Source organism: Mycobacterium sp. NGS34 (assembly GCF_059812845.1).
Map to the genome: position 1 here is coordinate 52728 of NZ_JCALDM010000014.1, position 16392 is coordinate 69119.

Annotated in this window: 19 protein-coding genes; 9 read left to right on the plus strand and 10 right to left on the minus strand. The window is 67.6% G+C overall.

Going from position 1 to position 16392, the window contains the following annotated elements:
• Positions 1 to 3 precede the first annotated feature (3 nt).
• Positions 4 to 537: a carboxymuconolactone decarboxylase family protein gene (locus tag AC5Y7V_RS25620; protein WP_499882848.1), complete on the minus strand. Its 534-nt coding sequence runs from the start codon at positions 535 to 537 to the stop codon at positions 4 to 6.
• Between the two features lie 283 nt (positions 538 to 820).
• On the opposite strand from AC5Y7V_RS25620, the gene AC5Y7V_RS25625 reads away from it, so the two are divergent.
• From AC5Y7V_RS25625 to AC5Y7V_RS25660, 8 genes are all read left to right on the plus strand, one after another.
• Positions 821 to 2119, plus strand: a complete 1299-nt coding sequence (locus AC5Y7V_RS25625) for an amidohydrolase family protein (protein ID WP_499882849.1) — start codon at positions 821 to 823, stop codon at positions 2117 to 2119.
• 129 nt (positions 2120 to 2248) lie between these two features.
• Positions 2249 to 3415: an acyl-CoA dehydrogenase family protein gene (locus AC5Y7V_RS25630; RefSeq protein ID WP_499882934.1), complete on the plus strand. Its 1167-nt coding sequence runs from the start codon at positions 2249 to 2251 to the stop codon at positions 3413 to 3415.
• 51 nt (positions 3416 to 3466) lie between these two features.
• Positions 3467 to 4612 (plus strand): thiolase family protein, encoded by a 1146-nt coding sequence (locus AC5Y7V_RS25635; protein WP_499882850.1) that lies wholly within the window; start codon positions 3467 to 3469, stop codon positions 4610 to 4612.
• A 102-nt stretch (positions 4613 to 4714) separates the two neighbouring features.
• Positions 4715 to 5326 (plus strand): TetR/AcrR family transcriptional regulator, encoded by a 612-nt coding sequence (locus AC5Y7V_RS25640; RefSeq protein ID WP_499882851.1) that lies wholly within the window; start codon positions 4715 to 4717, stop codon positions 5324 to 5326.
• The gene (locus AC5Y7V_RS25645; protein WP_499882852.1) at positions 5323 to 5850 is read left to right on the plus strand and encodes a hypothetical protein; all 528 of its coding nucleotides are present in this window, start codon (positions 5323 to 5325) and stop codon (positions 5848 to 5850) included. The genes AC5Y7V_RS25640 and AC5Y7V_RS25645 overlap by 4 nt, the downstream gene beginning before the upstream one ends.
• A gap of 132 nt (positions 5851 to 5982) precedes the next feature.
• A complete protein-coding gene (locus tag AC5Y7V_RS25650; protein ID WP_499882935.1) occupies positions 5983 to 7245 on the plus strand; it encodes a cytochrome P450 in 1263 nt (420 codons plus the stop codon).
• Positions 7242 to 7448 (plus strand): ferredoxin, encoded by a 207-nt coding sequence (locus AC5Y7V_RS25655; protein ID WP_499882853.1) that lies wholly within the window; start codon positions 7242 to 7244, stop codon positions 7446 to 7448. The genes AC5Y7V_RS25650 and AC5Y7V_RS25655 overlap by 4 nt, the downstream gene beginning before the upstream one ends.
• The gene (locus tag AC5Y7V_RS25660; protein WP_499882854.1) at positions 7441 to 7749 is read left to right on the plus strand and encodes a DUF1330 domain-containing protein; all 309 of its coding nucleotides are present in this window, start codon (positions 7441 to 7443) and stop codon (positions 7747 to 7749) included. The genes AC5Y7V_RS25655 and AC5Y7V_RS25660 overlap by 8 nt, the downstream gene beginning before the upstream one ends.
• On the opposite strand, the gene AC5Y7V_RS25665 is transcribed toward AC5Y7V_RS25660, so the two are convergent.
• The 8 genes from AC5Y7V_RS25665 to AC5Y7V_RS25700 form a co-directional block, all read right to left on the minus strand.
• Positions 7739 to 7936, minus strand: a complete 198-nt coding sequence (locus tag AC5Y7V_RS25665) for a ferredoxin (RefSeq protein ID WP_499882855.1) — start codon at positions 7934 to 7936, stop codon at positions 7739 to 7741. The two genes, AC5Y7V_RS25660 and AC5Y7V_RS25665, sit on opposite strands and share 11 nt — an antisense overlap.
• Before the next feature lie 11 nt (positions 7937 to 7947).
• The gene (locus AC5Y7V_RS25670; protein ID WP_499882856.1) at positions 7948 to 9153 is read right to left on the minus strand and encodes a cytochrome P450; all 1206 of its coding nucleotides are present in this window, start codon (positions 9151 to 9153) and stop codon (positions 7948 to 7950) included.
• 105 nt (positions 9154 to 9258) lie between these two features.
• A complete protein-coding gene (locus AC5Y7V_RS25675; RefSeq protein WP_499882857.1) occupies positions 9259 to 10059 on the minus strand; it encodes an NAD(P)-dependent oxidoreductase in 801 nt (266 codons plus the stop codon).
• Positions 10060 to 10069: 10 nt separating this feature from the next.
• Positions 10070 to 10885, minus strand: coding sequence for an NAD(P)-dependent oxidoreductase (locus tag AC5Y7V_RS25680; protein WP_499882858.1), 816 nt, complete (start codon positions 10883 to 10885; stop codon positions 10070 to 10072).
• Positions 10882 to 11775: an alpha/beta hydrolase gene (locus AC5Y7V_RS25685; RefSeq protein ID WP_499882859.1), complete on the minus strand. Its 894-nt coding sequence runs from the start codon at positions 11773 to 11775 to the stop codon at positions 10882 to 10884. Before AC5Y7V_RS25685 ends, AC5Y7V_RS25680 begins: the two co-directional genes overlap by 4 nt.
• A gap of 7 nt (positions 11776 to 11782) precedes the next feature.
• Complete coding sequence (locus AC5Y7V_RS25690; protein WP_499882860.1) at positions 11783 to 13444, minus strand: thiolase C-terminal domain-containing protein; 1662 nt, start codon at positions 13442 to 13444, stop codon at positions 11783 to 11785.
• Positions 13426 to 13722, minus strand: coding sequence for a ferredoxin (locus tag AC5Y7V_RS25695; protein ID WP_499882861.1), 297 nt, complete (start codon positions 13720 to 13722; stop codon positions 13426 to 13428). The genes AC5Y7V_RS25690 and AC5Y7V_RS25695 overlap by 19 nt, the downstream gene beginning before the upstream one ends.
• Positions 13723 to 13730: 8 nt before the next feature.
• Complete coding sequence (locus AC5Y7V_RS25700) at positions 13731 to 15011, minus strand: NADH-ubiquinone oxidoreductase-F iron-sulfur binding region domain-containing protein (protein WP_499882862.1); 1281 nt, start codon at positions 15009 to 15011, stop codon at positions 13731 to 13733.
• 31 nt (positions 15012 to 15042) lie between these two features.
• On the opposite strand from AC5Y7V_RS25700, the gene AC5Y7V_RS25705 reads away from it, so the two are divergent.
• Positions 15043 to 15516 (plus strand): hypothetical protein, encoded by a 474-nt coding sequence (locus AC5Y7V_RS25705; protein WP_499882863.1) that lies wholly within the window; start codon positions 15043 to 15045, stop codon positions 15514 to 15516.
• A 5-nt stretch (positions 15517 to 15521) separates the two neighbouring features.
• Here the strand turns inward: AC5Y7V_RS25705 and AC5Y7V_RS25710 are convergent, their stop codons facing one another.
• Entirely contained in the window at positions 15522 to 16388 is an 867-nt protein-coding gene (locus AC5Y7V_RS25710; protein ID WP_499882864.1) for an alpha/beta fold hydrolase, read from the minus strand.
• Positions 16389 to 16392: the final 4 nt, after the last annotated feature.

The following is a 16392-nucleotide window of genomic DNA, read 5'->3' on the forward strand; positions in this document are numbered from 1 at the left end:
GCTCTAACCTTTCTCGTTCTCGGGCCGTACGCCAAAAGTGTTGATGGCCATCGCGAGCGCGATGTAGCCGCCGACGGTGAAGACGAAATCCATTCGCTGACGCTCGTCAAGCCGTTCGCCGAGAGTGGCCCATGTCTGGTCCGAGACGTTCGACTTCTCGTCGAGTTCGTCGACGGCGGCGAACACGGCGCGATCGAACTCGTCGTCCGCCCGGCCGGTCTTGGCGGCCGCGATCTCGGAGTCGGTGAGTCCCGCTTCCTTCGCGATGTCCACGTGGTGTGACCACTCGTAGGCGCAGTCACGTCGATGGGCGACCCGAAGGATCGCCTGCTCGCGGATGCGCGGGGGGAGGGAGGAGGCCATGAGCAGATACCCGCCGAACCGCAGGTACGCGCGGGCCAGCTTCGGGTGGCGCACGAGCGTCGACATGAGCGTGCCGGCATCGCGCGGATTACGCCGTTCCGGGGGCAGCATGCCGGACAGCGACTGCTCGACAGCCTCATCCCACTGGTCCGCGGGCAGCGGCGGCAGGCGCATCCGCGCGTCTCCTCTCGGCGTTCTCGCGACTAACTCTCGGCGAAAGAGAATCAGATTCTCATTTCCAACCAACAGACTTGCACGATTCGGACGGTTGGTCAATGCCGACGGCCGGGATCCGCGCTGGCCGGGCCCGCGACGTCCGCTGGATGTTGATTCTCGCTGCGCGAGAAGATAGTTTTCAAAATAGTGATCTTGGCGCCGGGCGTTGGTTTGTCGATGCCGTGTGGGAGCGGCACGCCCGAATGACTGAGATGGATCGCAGACTCGGAAGGATATGGCCATGAACAAGGAAGACATGATCCTGATCAGCGTCGACGACCACACCGTCGAGCCGCCGGACATGTTCAAGAACCACCTGGCGAAGAAGTACATCGACGACGCGCCCCGGCTGGTGCACAACCCCGACGGTTCCGACATGTGGAAGTTCCGCGACACCGTGATCCCGAACGTGGCGCTGAACGCGGTCGCCGGCAGGCCCAAGGAGGAGTACGGCATCGAGCCGACCGGGCTCGACGAAATCCGGCCGGGTTGTTACGACGTGGACGAACGCATCAAGGACATGAACGCCGGTGGCATCCTGGCCTCGATCTGTTTCCCGTCGTTTCCGGGTTTCGCCGGGCGGCTGTTCGCCACCGAGGACCACGACTTCTCGATCTCGCTGGTGCAGGCGTACAACGACTGGCACATCGACGAGTGGTGCGGCGCGTACCCCGCGCGGTTCATCCCGATGGCGATCCCGGTGATCTGGGACGCCGAGGCGTGCGCCGCCGAGGTGCGCCGGGTGTCGAAGAAGGGCGTGCACGCGCTGACCTTCACCGAGAACCCGGCCGCGATGGGCTACCCGAGCTTCCACGACGAGTACTGGAACCCGCTGTGGAAGGCGTTGTGCGACACCAACACCGTGATGAACGTGCACATCGGGTCCTCGGGCCGGCTCGCGATCACGGCGCCCGACGCGCCCATGGACGTGATGATCACGCTGCAGCCGATGAACATCGTGCAGGCCGCCGCGGACCTGCTGTGGTCGCGGCCGATCAAGGAGTACCCCGACCTGAAGATCGCCCTGTCCGAGGGCGGCACCGGGTGGATCCCCTACTTCCTGGAGCGGGCCGACCGCACGTTCGAAATGCATTCCGCGTGGACCCACCAGAACTTCGGCGGCAAGCTGCCCAGCGACGTCTTCCGCGAGCACTTCCTGACGTGCTTCATCAGCGACAAGGTGGGCGTCGCGCTGCGCAACATGATCGGCATCGACAACATCGCGTGGGAGGCCGACTACCCGCACAGCGACTCGATGTGGCCGGGCGCGCCCGAAGAACTGTGGGACGTGTTGTCCCTCAACAGCGTTCCCGACGACGAGATCAACAAGATGGCCTACGAGAACGCCATGCGTTGGTACTCGTTCGACCCGTTCACGCACATTTCGCGCGAACAGGCGACCGTCGGCGCACTACGCAAGGCCGCCGAGGGCCACGACGTGTCCATCAAAGCGAAGGGCCACGACAAGGACTCGCGGGGCGGCTCGTCCTTCGCGGAATTTGCGGCCAACGCAAAAGCCCTTACCGGCAATACGGACTGACGCATCACCGGAGTGCTCAGTGCGCCGGTGCCCGGCGAGCAGACGCAAAATCGCATATTTCGGGCGCCAACCGTGCGATTTTGCGTCTGCTCGCGCTGACAAGGAGATCCAGCAGTGCCCGGCGGTGGAATGAACTTCGAGCTGACCGATGACCAGGAGCTGATCCGCCGGTCGGTCGCCGAGCTGGCCCGCAAGTTCGACGACCAGTACTGGATGGAAAAGGACCAGGCGCACGAGTTCCCGGCCGAGTTCTACAAGGCCATAGCCGACGGCGGCTGGCTCGGCATGACGATTCCGACCGAGTACGGCGGCCACGGCCTGGGGATCACCGAAGCCACCATCCTGCTCGAAGAGGTCGCCAAGTCCGGCGGCGCCATGAACGCGGCCAGCTCGATTCACCTGTCGATCTTCGGCATGCAACCGGTGGTGGTGCACGGTTCCGAGGAACTCAAGGCGCGCACGCTGCCCAAGGTCGCGACCGGCGAGGTGCACGTCTGCTTCGGGGTCACCGAACCCGGTGCGGGGCTGGACACGTCGCGCATCACCACGTTCGCCAAACGCGACGGCGACCGCTACATCGTGAACGGCCGCAAGGTGTGGATCTCGAAAGCCATGGAGTCGGACAAGATCCTGCTGCTAACCCGGACCCAAAGCTATGACGAGGTCGCCAAGAAGACCGACGGCATGACGCTGTTCATCACTGACCTGGATCGCAGCCGGGTCGACATCCGCCCCATCCGCAAGATGGGCCGCAACGCGGTCAGCTCCAACGAACTGTTCATCGACAACCTCGAGGTGCCCGTCGAGGATCGAATCGGCGAGGAGGGCAAGGGTTTTCAGTACATCCTGGACGGCCTGAACCCCGAACGGATGCTGATCGCCGCCGAAGCGCTCGGCATCGGCCGGGTGGCGCTGGACAAGGCGGTGAAGTACGGCAACGAGCGTGAGGTCTTCGGCCGGCCCATCGGCATGAACCAGGGCCTGCAGTTCCCGCTCGCCGATTCGCTGGCCCGCCTCGACGCGGCCGAGTTGATGCTGCGCAAGGCGACCTGGCTCTACGACAACGGCAAACCCTGTGGGCGCGAAGCCAATACCGCCAAATACCTGTGCGCGGACGCGGGCTTCACCGCCGCGGACCGGGCTTTGCAGACCCACGGCGGCATGGGCTACGCGGAGGAATACCACATCACCCGCTACTTCCGCGAGGCCCGGCTGATGAAGATCGCGCCGGTCAGCCAGGAGATGATTCTGAATTTCCTGGGAGCCAACGTCCTGAAACTGCCGAGGAGCTACTAGGCCTAACGTCGGCGATCATGGAACATCTGACGAAGCAAAACGGAGAACAAGATGCGTGAGACAGTCATCGTCGAGGCGGTGCGGACGGCGGTAGGAAAGCGCAACGGCGGGCTGTCCGGTGTGCATCCGGCGGACCTGTCCGCGGTCGTCCTCAACGAGGTGCTGGACCGCGCGGGCGTGGGCCCGGAGATCGTCGACGACGTGATCTGGGGATGCGTTTCGCAGGTCGGCGACCAGTCCAGCAACATCGGGCGCTACGCCGTCCTGGCCGCCGGCTGGCCGGAAACCATTCCGGGGACCACGGTCAACCGGGCGTGCGGTTCCAGCCAGCAGGCGCTCGACTTCGCTGTGCAGGCGGTGATGTCGGGACAGCAGGACGTCGTCGTGGCCGGCGGCGTGGAGGTGATGAGCCGCGTTCCGCTGGGTGCGGCCCGGGCTTCGGGGATGCCCTACGGGCCGAAAGTCCTTGAGCGCTATGACGATTTCTCGTTCAACCAGGGGCTGTCGGCGGAGATGATCGCCAAGAAGTGGGGGTTTTCCCGCAGCCGGCTCGACGAGTACTCGGTCCGGTCCCACGAGCTGGCCGCCGCCGCCCAGGACGCGGGCGCCTTCACCGACCAGATCGTTCCGGTGTTCACCGATGACGGGACCGTCGTCGCCGACGAGGGGGTGCGCCGGGGCACCACCGTGGAGAAGCTCGCCGGGCTCAAGCCCGCATTCGTCGACGACGGCGTGATCCATGCGGGCAATTCCTCCCAGATCTCCGACGGGGCGGCGGCGCTGCTGGTGACCACGTCGGAGATGGCCGTCGAGCTGGGTTTGACGCCGCTGTTGCGCTACCGGGCCGGCGCCGTCACGGGGGCGGATCCGGTGCTCATGCTGACCGGCCCCATCCCGGCGACCGAGAAGGTGCTGACCAAGGCCGGCATCTCGCTGGCGGACGTGGGGGTCTTCGAAGTCAACGAGGCGTTCGCGCCCGTCCCGCTGGCGTGGCTCGCGGAAACCGGAGCGGACCCCGATCGCCTGAACCCGCTCGGCGGCGCTATCGCGCTGGGACACCCGCTGGGCGCCTCCGGCGCGGTGCTGATGACGCGCATGGCCCACCACATGCGGGACAACGGCATCCGATACGGCCTGCAGACGATGTGCGAGGGCGGCGGCACGGCCAACGCCACCCTGGTCGAGCTGGTCTCTTAACGCCCGCCGCAACGGCGCCCGATGCGACCCTTGTCACAGGCGGTAAACCAACCTACTGTGTGTTCAGTAGGTTCTTGCACCCGCTAGTCCAGAGGGAGCCCGGTGCCCGTCGCACGGCGATACGACACGCTTCTCGCCAAAGGTGAGGACCGCAAGCAGCGGATCCTCGACGTCGCGCAACGCCTGCTCACGCGCAACGGCTGGCGCAACACCACGCTGGCCCAGATCGCCGGCGAGGCCGGCGTCACCCCCGCGGGCCTGCTGCACCACTTCGAATCCAAGGAGCAGCTGCTGCACGCGGTGCTCGACGCCCGTGACGCCGATGACGACTCCCACGCCGACCGGTCCGGCGATCTGATGGTTGAGATCGCGCGGGTCGCCGACCGCTTCACGCGGGCACCCGACATGGTCGGCACGTTCACCGTGCTGCTGATCGAAAACATCGATCCCGAGGCCCCGCTGCACCACCGCATGCTTTCCCGGCAGCGTCAAGCCATCGACATCGTCGGCGAACTCATCCGGCGCGGTCAGGCCGACGGCCGGTATCGCACCGACATCGACCCGGCCGTCAAGGCGGTGGAAATCCTCGCCTTCGTCCACGGAATGGAAACAATATGGTTGCTCGACCCTTCGATACCGCTGACCGACGCGTTCAAGGAGTACGCGGAGGCGCTGGCCCGGGACTTCGCGCCGCCGACGATCCGCAAGACATGAGGTACCGCCTCGACGTCGTCGCCAGCAGCGTCGCCGACGTGGTGCGGTACGCCGGCGGCTGGCTCTTCGACCGCTCGATGGCGGGCTGGGACGTGACCGTGCTGCTGACCGACCTGGCCGACTGCCCCGACCTCCGGCCGCTGCAGATCATCGGCGCCCGGACGCTCGACCTCGAGGATGCGCTGGCCGCGGTGGAATCGCGGCCGCACCCCCAGGCGCTGGCGGCCGCGGCGGACCTGTTCGGATGCGACTCCCGGGTGCGCCAAGGCGTGCTGCAGGCCCTCGACCACGGCGTCACCGAGGTCACGCTGTGGGGCGAGAGCTGGCCGGCCGAGCTGGACGACAGCGTTGGCCTGGTACAACACCGGCTGAGCATGGCGGCGAAGATCTTCAAGGGCCAGGCCCTCGCGGCGGCCCTGAACGGCGGCGGAGTGCCGCACGGCTCGGTCGGCTGCCTCGAAACGTTCCGCAGCGGGCTGCTGGCCTGGCCCTCGGTAGCCGCCGACCTGGTCCCGGCCGGCTAGTCGCCGCTTTCAAACTCGGCAGCCGTCGTTTGACGACGCCTGGACCGTGTGGAAATGTAATACTCATCTCTGAGAGGCTCATTCTCACTGCTGAGATTCGAACGGAGCAACACGGTGAACGACTTCACCAAGATGGACTTCTTCCGCGGCAAAGAGCTCATCGCGGACCCGTACCCCTACTACGAGGCGCTGCGGCAGCAGTGCCCGGTCACGCGGGAATCCCACCACGGCGTAACCATGGTGACCGGCTGGGACGAGGCCTGCGCGGTGCTCAACGACGCCGCGACGTGGTCGTCGTGCAACTCGGTTACCGGCCCGTTTCCCGGCTTTCCGGTCAGCCTCGAGGGCCTGGGCGACAGCGACATCACCGAGCTGATCGAGCAGCACCGCGACGAGCTGCCGTTCAGCGACCAGCTGCCCACGCTGGATCCGCCGACCCACACCAACCACCGCTCGCTGCTGATGCGGCTGATCACCCCCAAGCGCCTCAAGGAGAACGAGGACGCGATGTGGGCGCTCGCCGACCAGGCACTCGACGATTTCCTGGCGCCCGGCCGGGGGGACTGGATCAAGGGCTTCGCCGGCCCGTTCACGCTGCTGGTGATCGCCGACCTGCTGGGCGTGCCGATGGAGGACCGGGACAAGTTCGTCAAGGGCATCGCCGAGCATGCGGGTGGCGGCGTCGGGGGCACCGGCAAGGAGTCGCTGGCACACAGTCCGCTGGAATTCCTTTACGGCCTTTTCTCCGACTATGTCCGCGACCGCCGTCGCGAGCCCCGCGACGACGTGCTGACCGGCCTCGCGACCGCCACCTTCCCCGACGGCTCGATTCCCGACGTCGAAGACGTGGCGCGCGTGGCCAGCAACGTCTTCTCGGCGGGCCAGGAGACCACCGTGCGGCTGCTCGGCGCCGCGCTGCAGACAATCGGGGAACGCCCGGACATCCAGGCGCAGCTGCGCAGGGACCGCAGCCTGATCCCCAACTTCATCGAAGAGTCGCTTCGCCACGAAAGCCCCGTCAAGGGCGACTTCCGGATGAACCGGGTGCCCGTCAACGTCGGCGGCGTCGACCTGCCGGCGGGCACCACCGTGATGATCGTGCAGGCGGCCGCCAACCGCGACCCGCGCCGGTTCGAGGACCCCACCACATTCGACCCGGCCCGCAAGAACGCCCGCCAGCACATCTCGTTCGGGCGGGGGATCCACAGCTGCCCCGGCGCGCCGCTGGCGCGGGCCGAAACCCGGGTGGCGATCGAGCGGCTGCTCGACCGGACATCCGACATCAGGATCGACGAGAGCGTGCACGGTCCGGCGAATGACCGCCGCTACCAATACGTTCCGACTTACATCCTGCGCGGCCTGACCGAACTGCACCTGGAGTTCACGCCGGCATGAGAGTCTCGGTCGACGACCAGCGCTGTCGCGGTCACGGCGTGTGCGTCACGCTGTGCCCCGAGGTGTTCAACCTGACCGACGACGGTTACGCGGAGTCGATAACGTCCGACGTCCCAACGGAATTCGAGGCCGCCACCCGAGAGGCCATCGACTGCTGCCCGGAGCAGGCGATCACCGAGACGCAGGGAGATTCGAATGGCTAAGGGATACGTGATCCTCACCGAGGCCATCAAGGATCCCGAGGGGATGAAGGCCTACGGCCGGGCCGCGGGCGCGGCGATGGGTGGGGTCAACATTCTGGCGGTGGACACCGCTCCCAAGGTCATCGAGGGCACCTGGCACGGCGACCAGACCGTCGTGCTGGAATTCGACTCGGTGGACGCGGCCCGGGCGTGGTACGAGTCGGAGGCCTACCAAAAGGCGGCGAAGCTGCGCCAATCGGCGGCCGACTGCAACGCGGTCATCGTCGCCGGATTCGAGGCACCTACGGCCGCTACTCCTTGATCGAGATGGCCTGCCGGGGGCACTGACGGACGGCCTCGCGCACGTCCGATTCGATCTCCGGGGTCACTTCCTCTTGCAGCACGGTCAGCATGTCGTCGTCGCCGAGGTGGAAGATCTCGGGGTTGATGCCCATGCAAACGCCGTTGCTTTCGCAGAGCCCCCAGTCGACTTCGATCTTCTTCGTCATCGCGATTCCCCTTACCGAAGTATCTTGACGGGTACATTCTTCCAGCCGGCGACGTTCTGCATGTTCACCCGTGTGCATCCGGCCCAGTCGACCTCGTAGCGCGGCATGAAGTCGAGCAGCCGCTCCAGCGCGAGCCTGCTTTCCAGGCGGGCCAGCGCCGCGCCGAGGCAGCTGTGGATTCCGTATCCGAGACCGAGATGTTGCGCCTCGGTCTGGTCGCGCTCGATGTCGAAGGTGTCGGCGTCGGTGAAGGCCTCCGGGTCGCGGTTCGCGGCTGCGCCGCAAAGGAACACGGGCTTGCCCGCCGGGATCACGCCGCTGCTGACGTGCGCCTCCTTGAGGGTGTAGCGGACGTTGTATTGGACCGGCCCCTCGTAGCGCAGTAGCTCTTCCACCGCTCCGGGAATCTTGCTGCGGTCGTTCTGCAGCTTCTGCCACTGGTCGGGGTGATTGGCGAAGATCACCGCGGCGTTGCCGAGCAGCTTGGTGACGGTCTCGGCGCCCGCGCCGCCCAAAAGGGTCGCGAAGCCGGTGATCTCGATGTCGTCGAGCTTGCGGGGCTGACCGTCCTCGCCGGGGATCTCGGCCGCGATCAGCCGGCTGATCATGTCATCCTGCGGTTCCGCGCGCCGCTCCTGGATGAGGCCGAAGTAGTACATCGCGGTATCGATGTTCGCCTGCATCCCGGCTTCGCTGATCTCGATCTGCCCGGGTTCGTGATGCAGGCTGGTGTCGATCCAGTGGCGAACCTGTTGGCGGTATTCCTCTGGAACGCCGGCCATCCGGGTGATGACTTCCACCGGGAACGGTCCGGAGAAGTCCTGCACGACGTCGAAATTGTCGGGGTCCGCGGCGCCCAGGTACTTCTCGATCACCTCGGTGATGGTCTCGACCTGCGACTGAATGGCCCGCGGGGTGAACGCCTTGTTGAGCAGGCTGCGCATGTGGCGGTGCTCCGGCGGGTCCATGAAGATGATCGACTTCTGCTCGGGGGAGATCCCTTTCCGCACCATCGCCAGGTCGCAGCCGCGCGCCGAGGAATACGTCTCGAAGTCCTTGAATGCCGCAGCGACGTCTTCGTGGCGGGTCAGCGCGTAGAAGTCCTCTTTTTCGTCGTAGTACAGCGGCGCGTCCTCGCGCATCCGTCGATAGATGTCGAACGGATTGTTGAAGAACTCCTCGGAGAACGGATCGAAGACGACCTTGGGCTTGGTCACTGCATGCTCCTCATCGGCGGGCTGAACCGTTACAGCGGATTGCCTCACTGTAACGCTAACGGTAGCGGTTTCGTGACGCCGCGAAAAGACCAAAACACCACTACGTCAGACCTTCCCGCCGACCTCTACGGCATTGATGACCTGGCCCAGGGCGCCCAGGTCGCCGCCCAGTTCCGCGGCGATGCCACGCACCACCGCCACGTCCTTGGCGACGAATTCGCCCACTACCTCGACGAACGAGCCGACGGAGCCCCGGGCGGCGACGATGTCCAGCACCCGGCTGGCGGCGCTGCCGTGGGGCAGGGCAGCCAGCAGCGCCGACTGCGGGACGCCCACGCTCTCGCCCAGCCGGACGGCCTCCGCGAGCAGCCCGATATGGCCGGCGAACAGCGCGTTGTTGACCAGCTTCACCTTCTGGCCGGCGCCGATCGGCCCGACGTGCAGGATGGGGTCGCCGTAGCAGCCCAGCACCGTTCGCGCTCGGTCCACCGTGTCGGCGGCGCCGCCGACGAAGAGGGTCAGCCCTCCGGCGGCGACGTCGTGCGGGCCGCCACTGACCGGGGCGTCGAGCACGCCGACGTCGTCGGCGCGGGCCGCGATGGCCTCGATCGTCTTCGGGCTTGCGGTGGTGTGCACGACCAGCGTGGAACCCGGCCGCATCGTTCGCAGCAGGGCTCCGTCCAGGCAGACCTGGCGCACTTGTTCGTCGGTGAACACGCAGACGACCACGATGTCGGCCCACGGACCGAGCTCGCCCGCGTCGCCGACGGCGTCGGCGCCGAGCCACGCGAGATCGCGGCGCTGTTCGTCCGTGCGGGCCATTGCCCGGACGTTGTGGCCGGCGTCGATGAGCCGGACCACCATGGGGCGCCCCATCCGGCCCGCGCCAATGAAGCCGACCTTCATCGGGTGCCTTTCATCGGGGATGCCCCATCAGGGTCAGGGTGGCGTCGGCCGCGTCGAGCACGGCGCCCCCGCCGGCCGCGGCCCGCTCGGCGAGCTCGACGATCAACCGGACGTCCTTCTGCAGCAGCGTCCCCGCCAGCGGGGCCAGGCGATCCAGGCCGCCGACCCCGCCAAGGGCGTTGAGCGCGAAGCTGTTTGCGCTGCCGCGCGAGACGACCTCGACGAGTCGATCCGGGGCGACGCCGAGCTCGTTGGCTAGCGAAAGGGTGGCGGCCGCCGTGCCCAGGTTCGCGGTGAACAGCAGGTTGTTGAGCAGCTTGGTGGTTTGCCCCGAACCCAGGTCGCCGAGGTGAACGACGGGGTCGGCGTAGGTTTCGAAGACCGGGCGGCAGCGCTCGACGACCTCGGTGTCGCCGCCGACCATCACCAGCAGGCGACCTTCCGCCGCCGCCCCGCCACCGCCGCTCACTGGCGCGTCGATGACCGAAACACCATGAGATTCAGCATTTTTCGCGAGCTCGCGGCAGGTGTCGGGGTGCACGGTGCTGTGTATCGCGATGACGCTGCCCGGTTTCATCGCCGCCAGCAGCCCGTCCTCACCGCCGGTGAGTTCCTCGATGTCGGCGTCGCCGACGACGCAGAGGCAGACGAGATCGCTCGCCGCGGCCAGCTCGGCCGGAGTCGCGGCGATCTCGGCCGGGGTGTCGGCGAAAGGTTCCAGCGACGCGGGACGGCGCGCCCACAGCGTCGTCGCGTAGCCGCCCTCGACGATCCGGCGCGCCATGGGGCCGCCCTGACTGCCCAGCCCGATGAATCCGACTTTCATCCCGCCTCCAAATCGGATTCTTCTTCGTGTGGACCCGCGGCCACGCATTCCTCCACGAACGCAAAGACTTTCGCGTGATACTCGGGGGCGGAGTGGCCGAGGCTGATGTTGTGCCCGGCGTCAGATTGACGATGTACGACGAACCGCGGCGCCCCGGAGAACAGCGCACTGATCTGGGTCACCGCCGCATCATCGGCCTGCCAGACCTTCTCGTGCTCGGCGATGCTGAAGTGCACGGGAACGCGAACGGCGGGCGCAAGCTCCGGAAAGGTTTGCCGGGCCCAGTCCGACACCATCTGGTCCTCATAGGCCGGCGCCGAGGGGGAAACCGTTGCGCCGCCGAGGACTTCGGGCGGATACAGCTCCGCGGGGCTCCACAGCAGGTCTCGCATGCCGGGCGGGCGGCGTTCGCGGGTGGCGGTCTTCAGTATTTCCTTGGCCGCGGGGTGGTAGTGCCGACCAGTGCCGGCCAGTTCGATGCCGAGCAGGTCGGCCCCGCGCGCGTCGGCGGCCATTCGCATCGTCAGCTCGCAGCCGCCGGAGTGGCCCCACACGAATACGCCTGCGCCACGCGGTCGTTCGCCGAGGATGCGCTCCACCGCCCCGTAGGCGAGGTTGACCCGCTGCTCGCCGGAGGCCATCGCTTCGGGATAAGGCGCGGAGCTGCCGTAGCCGGGCCGATCGAGGGCCACCACGGTGAACCCGGCCTCGGCGCCCGTTCGCAACAGCGAATATGACGGGTGGCCGGGGCAGTCGAAATACAACGCGGTGGTGCCGCCGCCGTGGATGGCCACGATCACGGCCCTGGGCTGCTCCGCTTCACAGACGATCGCCGACATGGGCACGCCGTCGGCGATCACCAACCGGGGACGTGGCGCGGCTTGGCTCATGCTCGCCTCATTCCGGGGCCCGCAGTAGGAGAACCCCGCTGGGGGTGAGGCCGCCGCTGCTGACCACGCCGACGCGGGCGTCGGCGACCTGCCGGTCGCCGGCCTCGCCGCGCAGCTGGCTGACCGCTTCATGCAGCAGGCCCATGCCGTGGGTGCGGCCGTGCGACAGTTGGCCGCCGTGGGTGTTGAGCGGCAATTGCCCGTCGCGCGCGATGTTCTTGCCGCCGTCCAGGAATTCCTTGGCCTCACCGATGCCGCAGAATCCCAGCGCCTCGATCCAGGACAGGCAGTTGAAGGAAAACCCGTCGTAGAGTTCGGCGACGTCGACATCGGTGGGCCGCAACGAGGTGCGGGTCCACACATGCGCGGCCTGGCCCAGCACCTGTGGCTCATGCGTCAAAGTGCTTTGGTCCCAATCGAGTCGCTCGACGATCTGGGTGCCGACCGCCTCCACCAGGACGGGCGGCTTGGCCAGGTCGCGGGCGGCGTCGACGGCCGAGACGATGACGGCGATCGCGCCGTCGCACGGCACGTCGCAGTCGTACAGCCCGAACGGCGTGGTGATGGGACGCGCGCCCAGGTAGTCGTCCATCGTCATCGGGGTGCGATAGATGGCCGTCGGGTTGAGTTCGGCGTTGGCGCGCTGGTTCAGGGCGATCCAGCCCAGCGTCTCTTTCGTTGTGCCGTAACGGTGGAAGTGCCGCTGCGCGTTCATCGCCAGCGTGTGGGCGGCCGAGGTGGCGCCGAATGGCATCTGCCACCCCGACATTCGGCCCATCGAGGGGGCGATTTTGCCCTGCTTCATCAGCTCGCCGTGGGTGGCTTCCCACAGCGTCCGGAAGCACAGCACATGACGGGCCAGGCCGCAGGCGACGGCGAGCATCGCGGCGATCACCGAGCCGCCCGGGCCGAACGTCTCCATCGCGCCGTTGTGCCATGTCGGCCGGATGCCCAGCGCGGCCTCCAAGGCGGTGACGCCGCCCTCCCCCATGCCAGCGACCGTCAACGCGCCGGGGTAGGTGGACAGGCCGTCGATGTCGGCATACGTCAAGCCGGCGTCGGCGATCGCCGCCTCGCACGCCTGCACCGTCAGGGCCAGCGGCAGCTGCATCAGGCGGCGGCCGATCGGCGACATGCCGATGCCGGTGAGGGCGACCTTGTCCTCGAACTTCTCCGCCGTCAGCATGGGTTGCACGTGTTCGCCGAACCGCTCGGGCGCGATCTCGTCGGATGGCAGGGCTGCGGGTTCGGCATCGGGAACCGGCCGGAACAGCGGAAACCAGACGTCCTCGACCTGCTCGAAGACGACCTCCACCTGCTGACCGAGCTCGAGCCGATCCGGTTCGCACTCAACGATATTGGTCGTCAGGCGCACGCGCGGGTCCTCGGCGATGGCCACCTGGGCGATGACGTAGGGCGCCGCCAGCCCCGGCAGGCTGAACCGCTCGTTGACGGTGAACCCGGCGAGCGTCGCCCGGCCGGACACGGCCCGCACACCGATGTCCCGGGATCGGCAGTAGCGGCACACCGGCGCCGGCGGATGGATCAGCGAGTCGCAGCTCTTGCATGCCTGCAGTCGCAGGGTGCCGTCGGCGCCCGAAGTCCAGAAGAATTCGTTTTCCTGCGTGATCTGCGGCAGCGGGCGACCGGTCAACGCGTGAAACCCCATTCGGCTTCGTTCGCCTCGGTCTTGACGTGCGCGGCCGGGTCCTCGTCGGTGCTCGGTTGCGGCGGCACGTCATCCGGCCGGCGTTCATCCATTTCCATGATGGCGTGCACCGGGCAGTCCATCAGGGCGCGCATGACCGCGTCCCGGTCGGCCTCGGGCACCGTGCCATCCCCGATCAGGCACGCATAACCCCAGTCGTCGAGCGAGAAGTATTCGGGCGCGTGCTTGGCGCAGATGCCGAAGCCGTCGCACAGGGTGCGGTCCAGGTGGATTCTCATGCCCCCGCTCACGCGTAGCTCACCGCCTCCACCTCGTAGGGGCGCCCGGCGCTGAACACGTTGGCGCGGCACGGTTCACAGGCGCCGTCGAGATGCTGCGCCACCGCCTGCGGAAACTGGTCGAGCATGCTGGCGGCCACGTTCGTCGCGGCGTCCAGCGTGGCGCAGGCTCCGCGCCCGCGCAGCGTCACCGACCAGTGACGCAGCCGGTCGAGATCCTCGGGGGTGGCGGCGCCATCGCGGAGCGCCCCCGCGGCGGCGGCCATCGCGGCGGTGCCGTTGAAGCACGAACCGCATTGGCCCGCGTTTTCGCGGTCGAAGTAGGCCAGCACGGACGCGGCGACCGCCACCGGGCAGTCGTCGGCGATCACCGCGATCGCTCCGCAGCCCAGTCCGCTGCCGAGGCCACGGAACGTCTCGTGGTCCAACGTGGTGTCCAGCACGCCGCGGTTGAGCAGCCCGGCGAAGTAGCCGCCCAGCAGCGCGCCTTGCACGCGATCCGGCGAAACACCGTGCAGGGCAAGCAGATCGGCGAACGGCAGTCCGTGCGGAACCTCGTAGAGGCCCGGTGGCCGGCCGGCGCCGGTCAGGGTCACCAGGAAGGTGCCGGGGGAGGACGGGGTGCCCAGCGAGCGGAACTCCCCGGAGCCGTGCCGCTGCAGGTAGGGCAGGTTGGCCAGGGTCTCCACGTTGCTCACCAGCGTGGGCCGCCCGTCGACGCCCTGCTGAAATGGCCTCGGCGGCTTGTCCGTTGGCTTGACCGGTCCGCCGTTGATCGCGCGGGTGACCGCGGTCTCCTCGCCGGCGATGTACCCCGGTGCGACGTTGACCATCTCGATCGCGATGTCGCCGGGCGCGTGCTCCGCGAGCGCGGCCGCCACACTGCGGGCCGACTCTGCGTCGGACAGGTAGACGTAGGAGCGGTCGGCGGAAACCATCGCCGCGGCCAGCCGCAGCCCGTCGAGGACCAGGTGCGGCCGGTGCCGCAGCAGCCACCGATCCTTGATCGAGGCGGGTTCGCCCTCCTCGCCGTTGGCGACGACGACCGAGCCGCCCGCGGCGCGCCCGTTGTCGCGCACGGCGCGCAGCTTCACCGCCATCGGAAAGGCCGCGCCGCCCCGGCCCTGCAGCCCGCTGCGTTCGACTTCGCCGAGCAGTCCGTCGGGGTCGGCGAGCGGACGATAGCCGCCGAGTTCGAGGTAGGCCGCGTAGTCTTCCCTCGTCGATGCGGGCGGATCGCCCAGCAGCCGTGCCGGACACCCGGGCCAGGTGGTGACGGTGATATCCATCGCCTAGCTCCCCATCGTTAGTCTGGCGCACATGCGAACCGCGGTAGTGCGCGTCAACGTGGATCCTGCCGGCGTGCTCACGGCCCAACAGCTAGGACAGGGCATGACCGCACTCCTCGGGCTTGCCGGCGAGCGGGGCTTGGAAGTCGTCGAGAACAATCTTTCGGCCATGCCGGCCGGCCGCCGCGAGGTGGAGGTGCTCGTCGCCGGCGACGACGCCGACACCGTCAAGCGCGTCGGAGTTGAGCTGTGCGCCAAAGCGTTCGGTACCGCGCCGGTGGCCGGCGTGGTCACGTTCATCAGCCGGGGGACCGACGACGACGCGCACGGCGTGCTGTCCGCGTTCGGGCTCGTCGGCGAGGTCGTCCGCACGCCCGGCGACGAGGGCTTCGACATCGTCTACGTGACCCTGCGCGAGGCCGACCTGGAGCGCGTTCCGGAAAGCCGGATCCACACGGCCCTCGAGGCGTCGCTCAATTGCGAGGTTCACATCCGCACCGGGTAAACGCATCAGGAGCCCAGGAATTCGAGGATCGCGGGGGCGGCCTGCACCCAGGTGTCGAACATGTTGAAGTGCGACACCCTGCCCGCCGCGCGGTCCTCGGACGCCCGCTCCCAGGCGTCCTCCGGCCAGGGCGGGTCGATCAGCTTGGAGCCCTTGATCAGGCAGCTGACCTCCAGCGACGTCCGTTTGGGGTGGTCCATGTCGTTCTCGCCGCCACGAATGATCAACGTGGGGACCTTGATTCGGTCGAACATCTCGTCCTCGACACCCGGGATCGTCTGTCCGGGCTTGGAGACGAACGCGTTGAGCCAGCGCAGCATGACCTTGAGAAACTCGTCTTTGTCGAAGTCGAGGAACCGCTGCTTGTTGGCCGGGTTCTGCTCGATGCGCTCGCGCCATTCCTGCACCTTCACCACGCCGTCCATCCCGGTGCCGCGCACCGCGAGAATGCTCGGGATGATGTAGAAGGAGCCCAGCACGAACGTGCCGTAGATGCCGCCGACGATGTTCCACACCACGAGCTTGGTGACCATCTCGGGGTAGAGCATCGTCGTGAGCATGGAATCCCTTGCGCCGCCGGAGCCTCCGGCGAGGATGCAGCGCTCGAAGCCCAGCCCCGTCACCAGCTTGTGCAGCGTCTCGGCCCGCATGTGCGACTCGCTCTGCCCGTAGAACTGCACGTCCGAGGCCCCGCAGTTGGGTCGGTCCCACAGCAGCACCCGGTAGCCCCCGGCCGCCAGCGCATCGGCCAGCGGGCGCAGGCCCTCGATCTCCTTGCTGAACCGGCCGCCCGGTGTCAGCGCAATGAGATCGCCCGTGTCGCCGAGGATTTCGTAGACAACGTTTCCGCCATTCACCTCGAATGTCGACACAGAT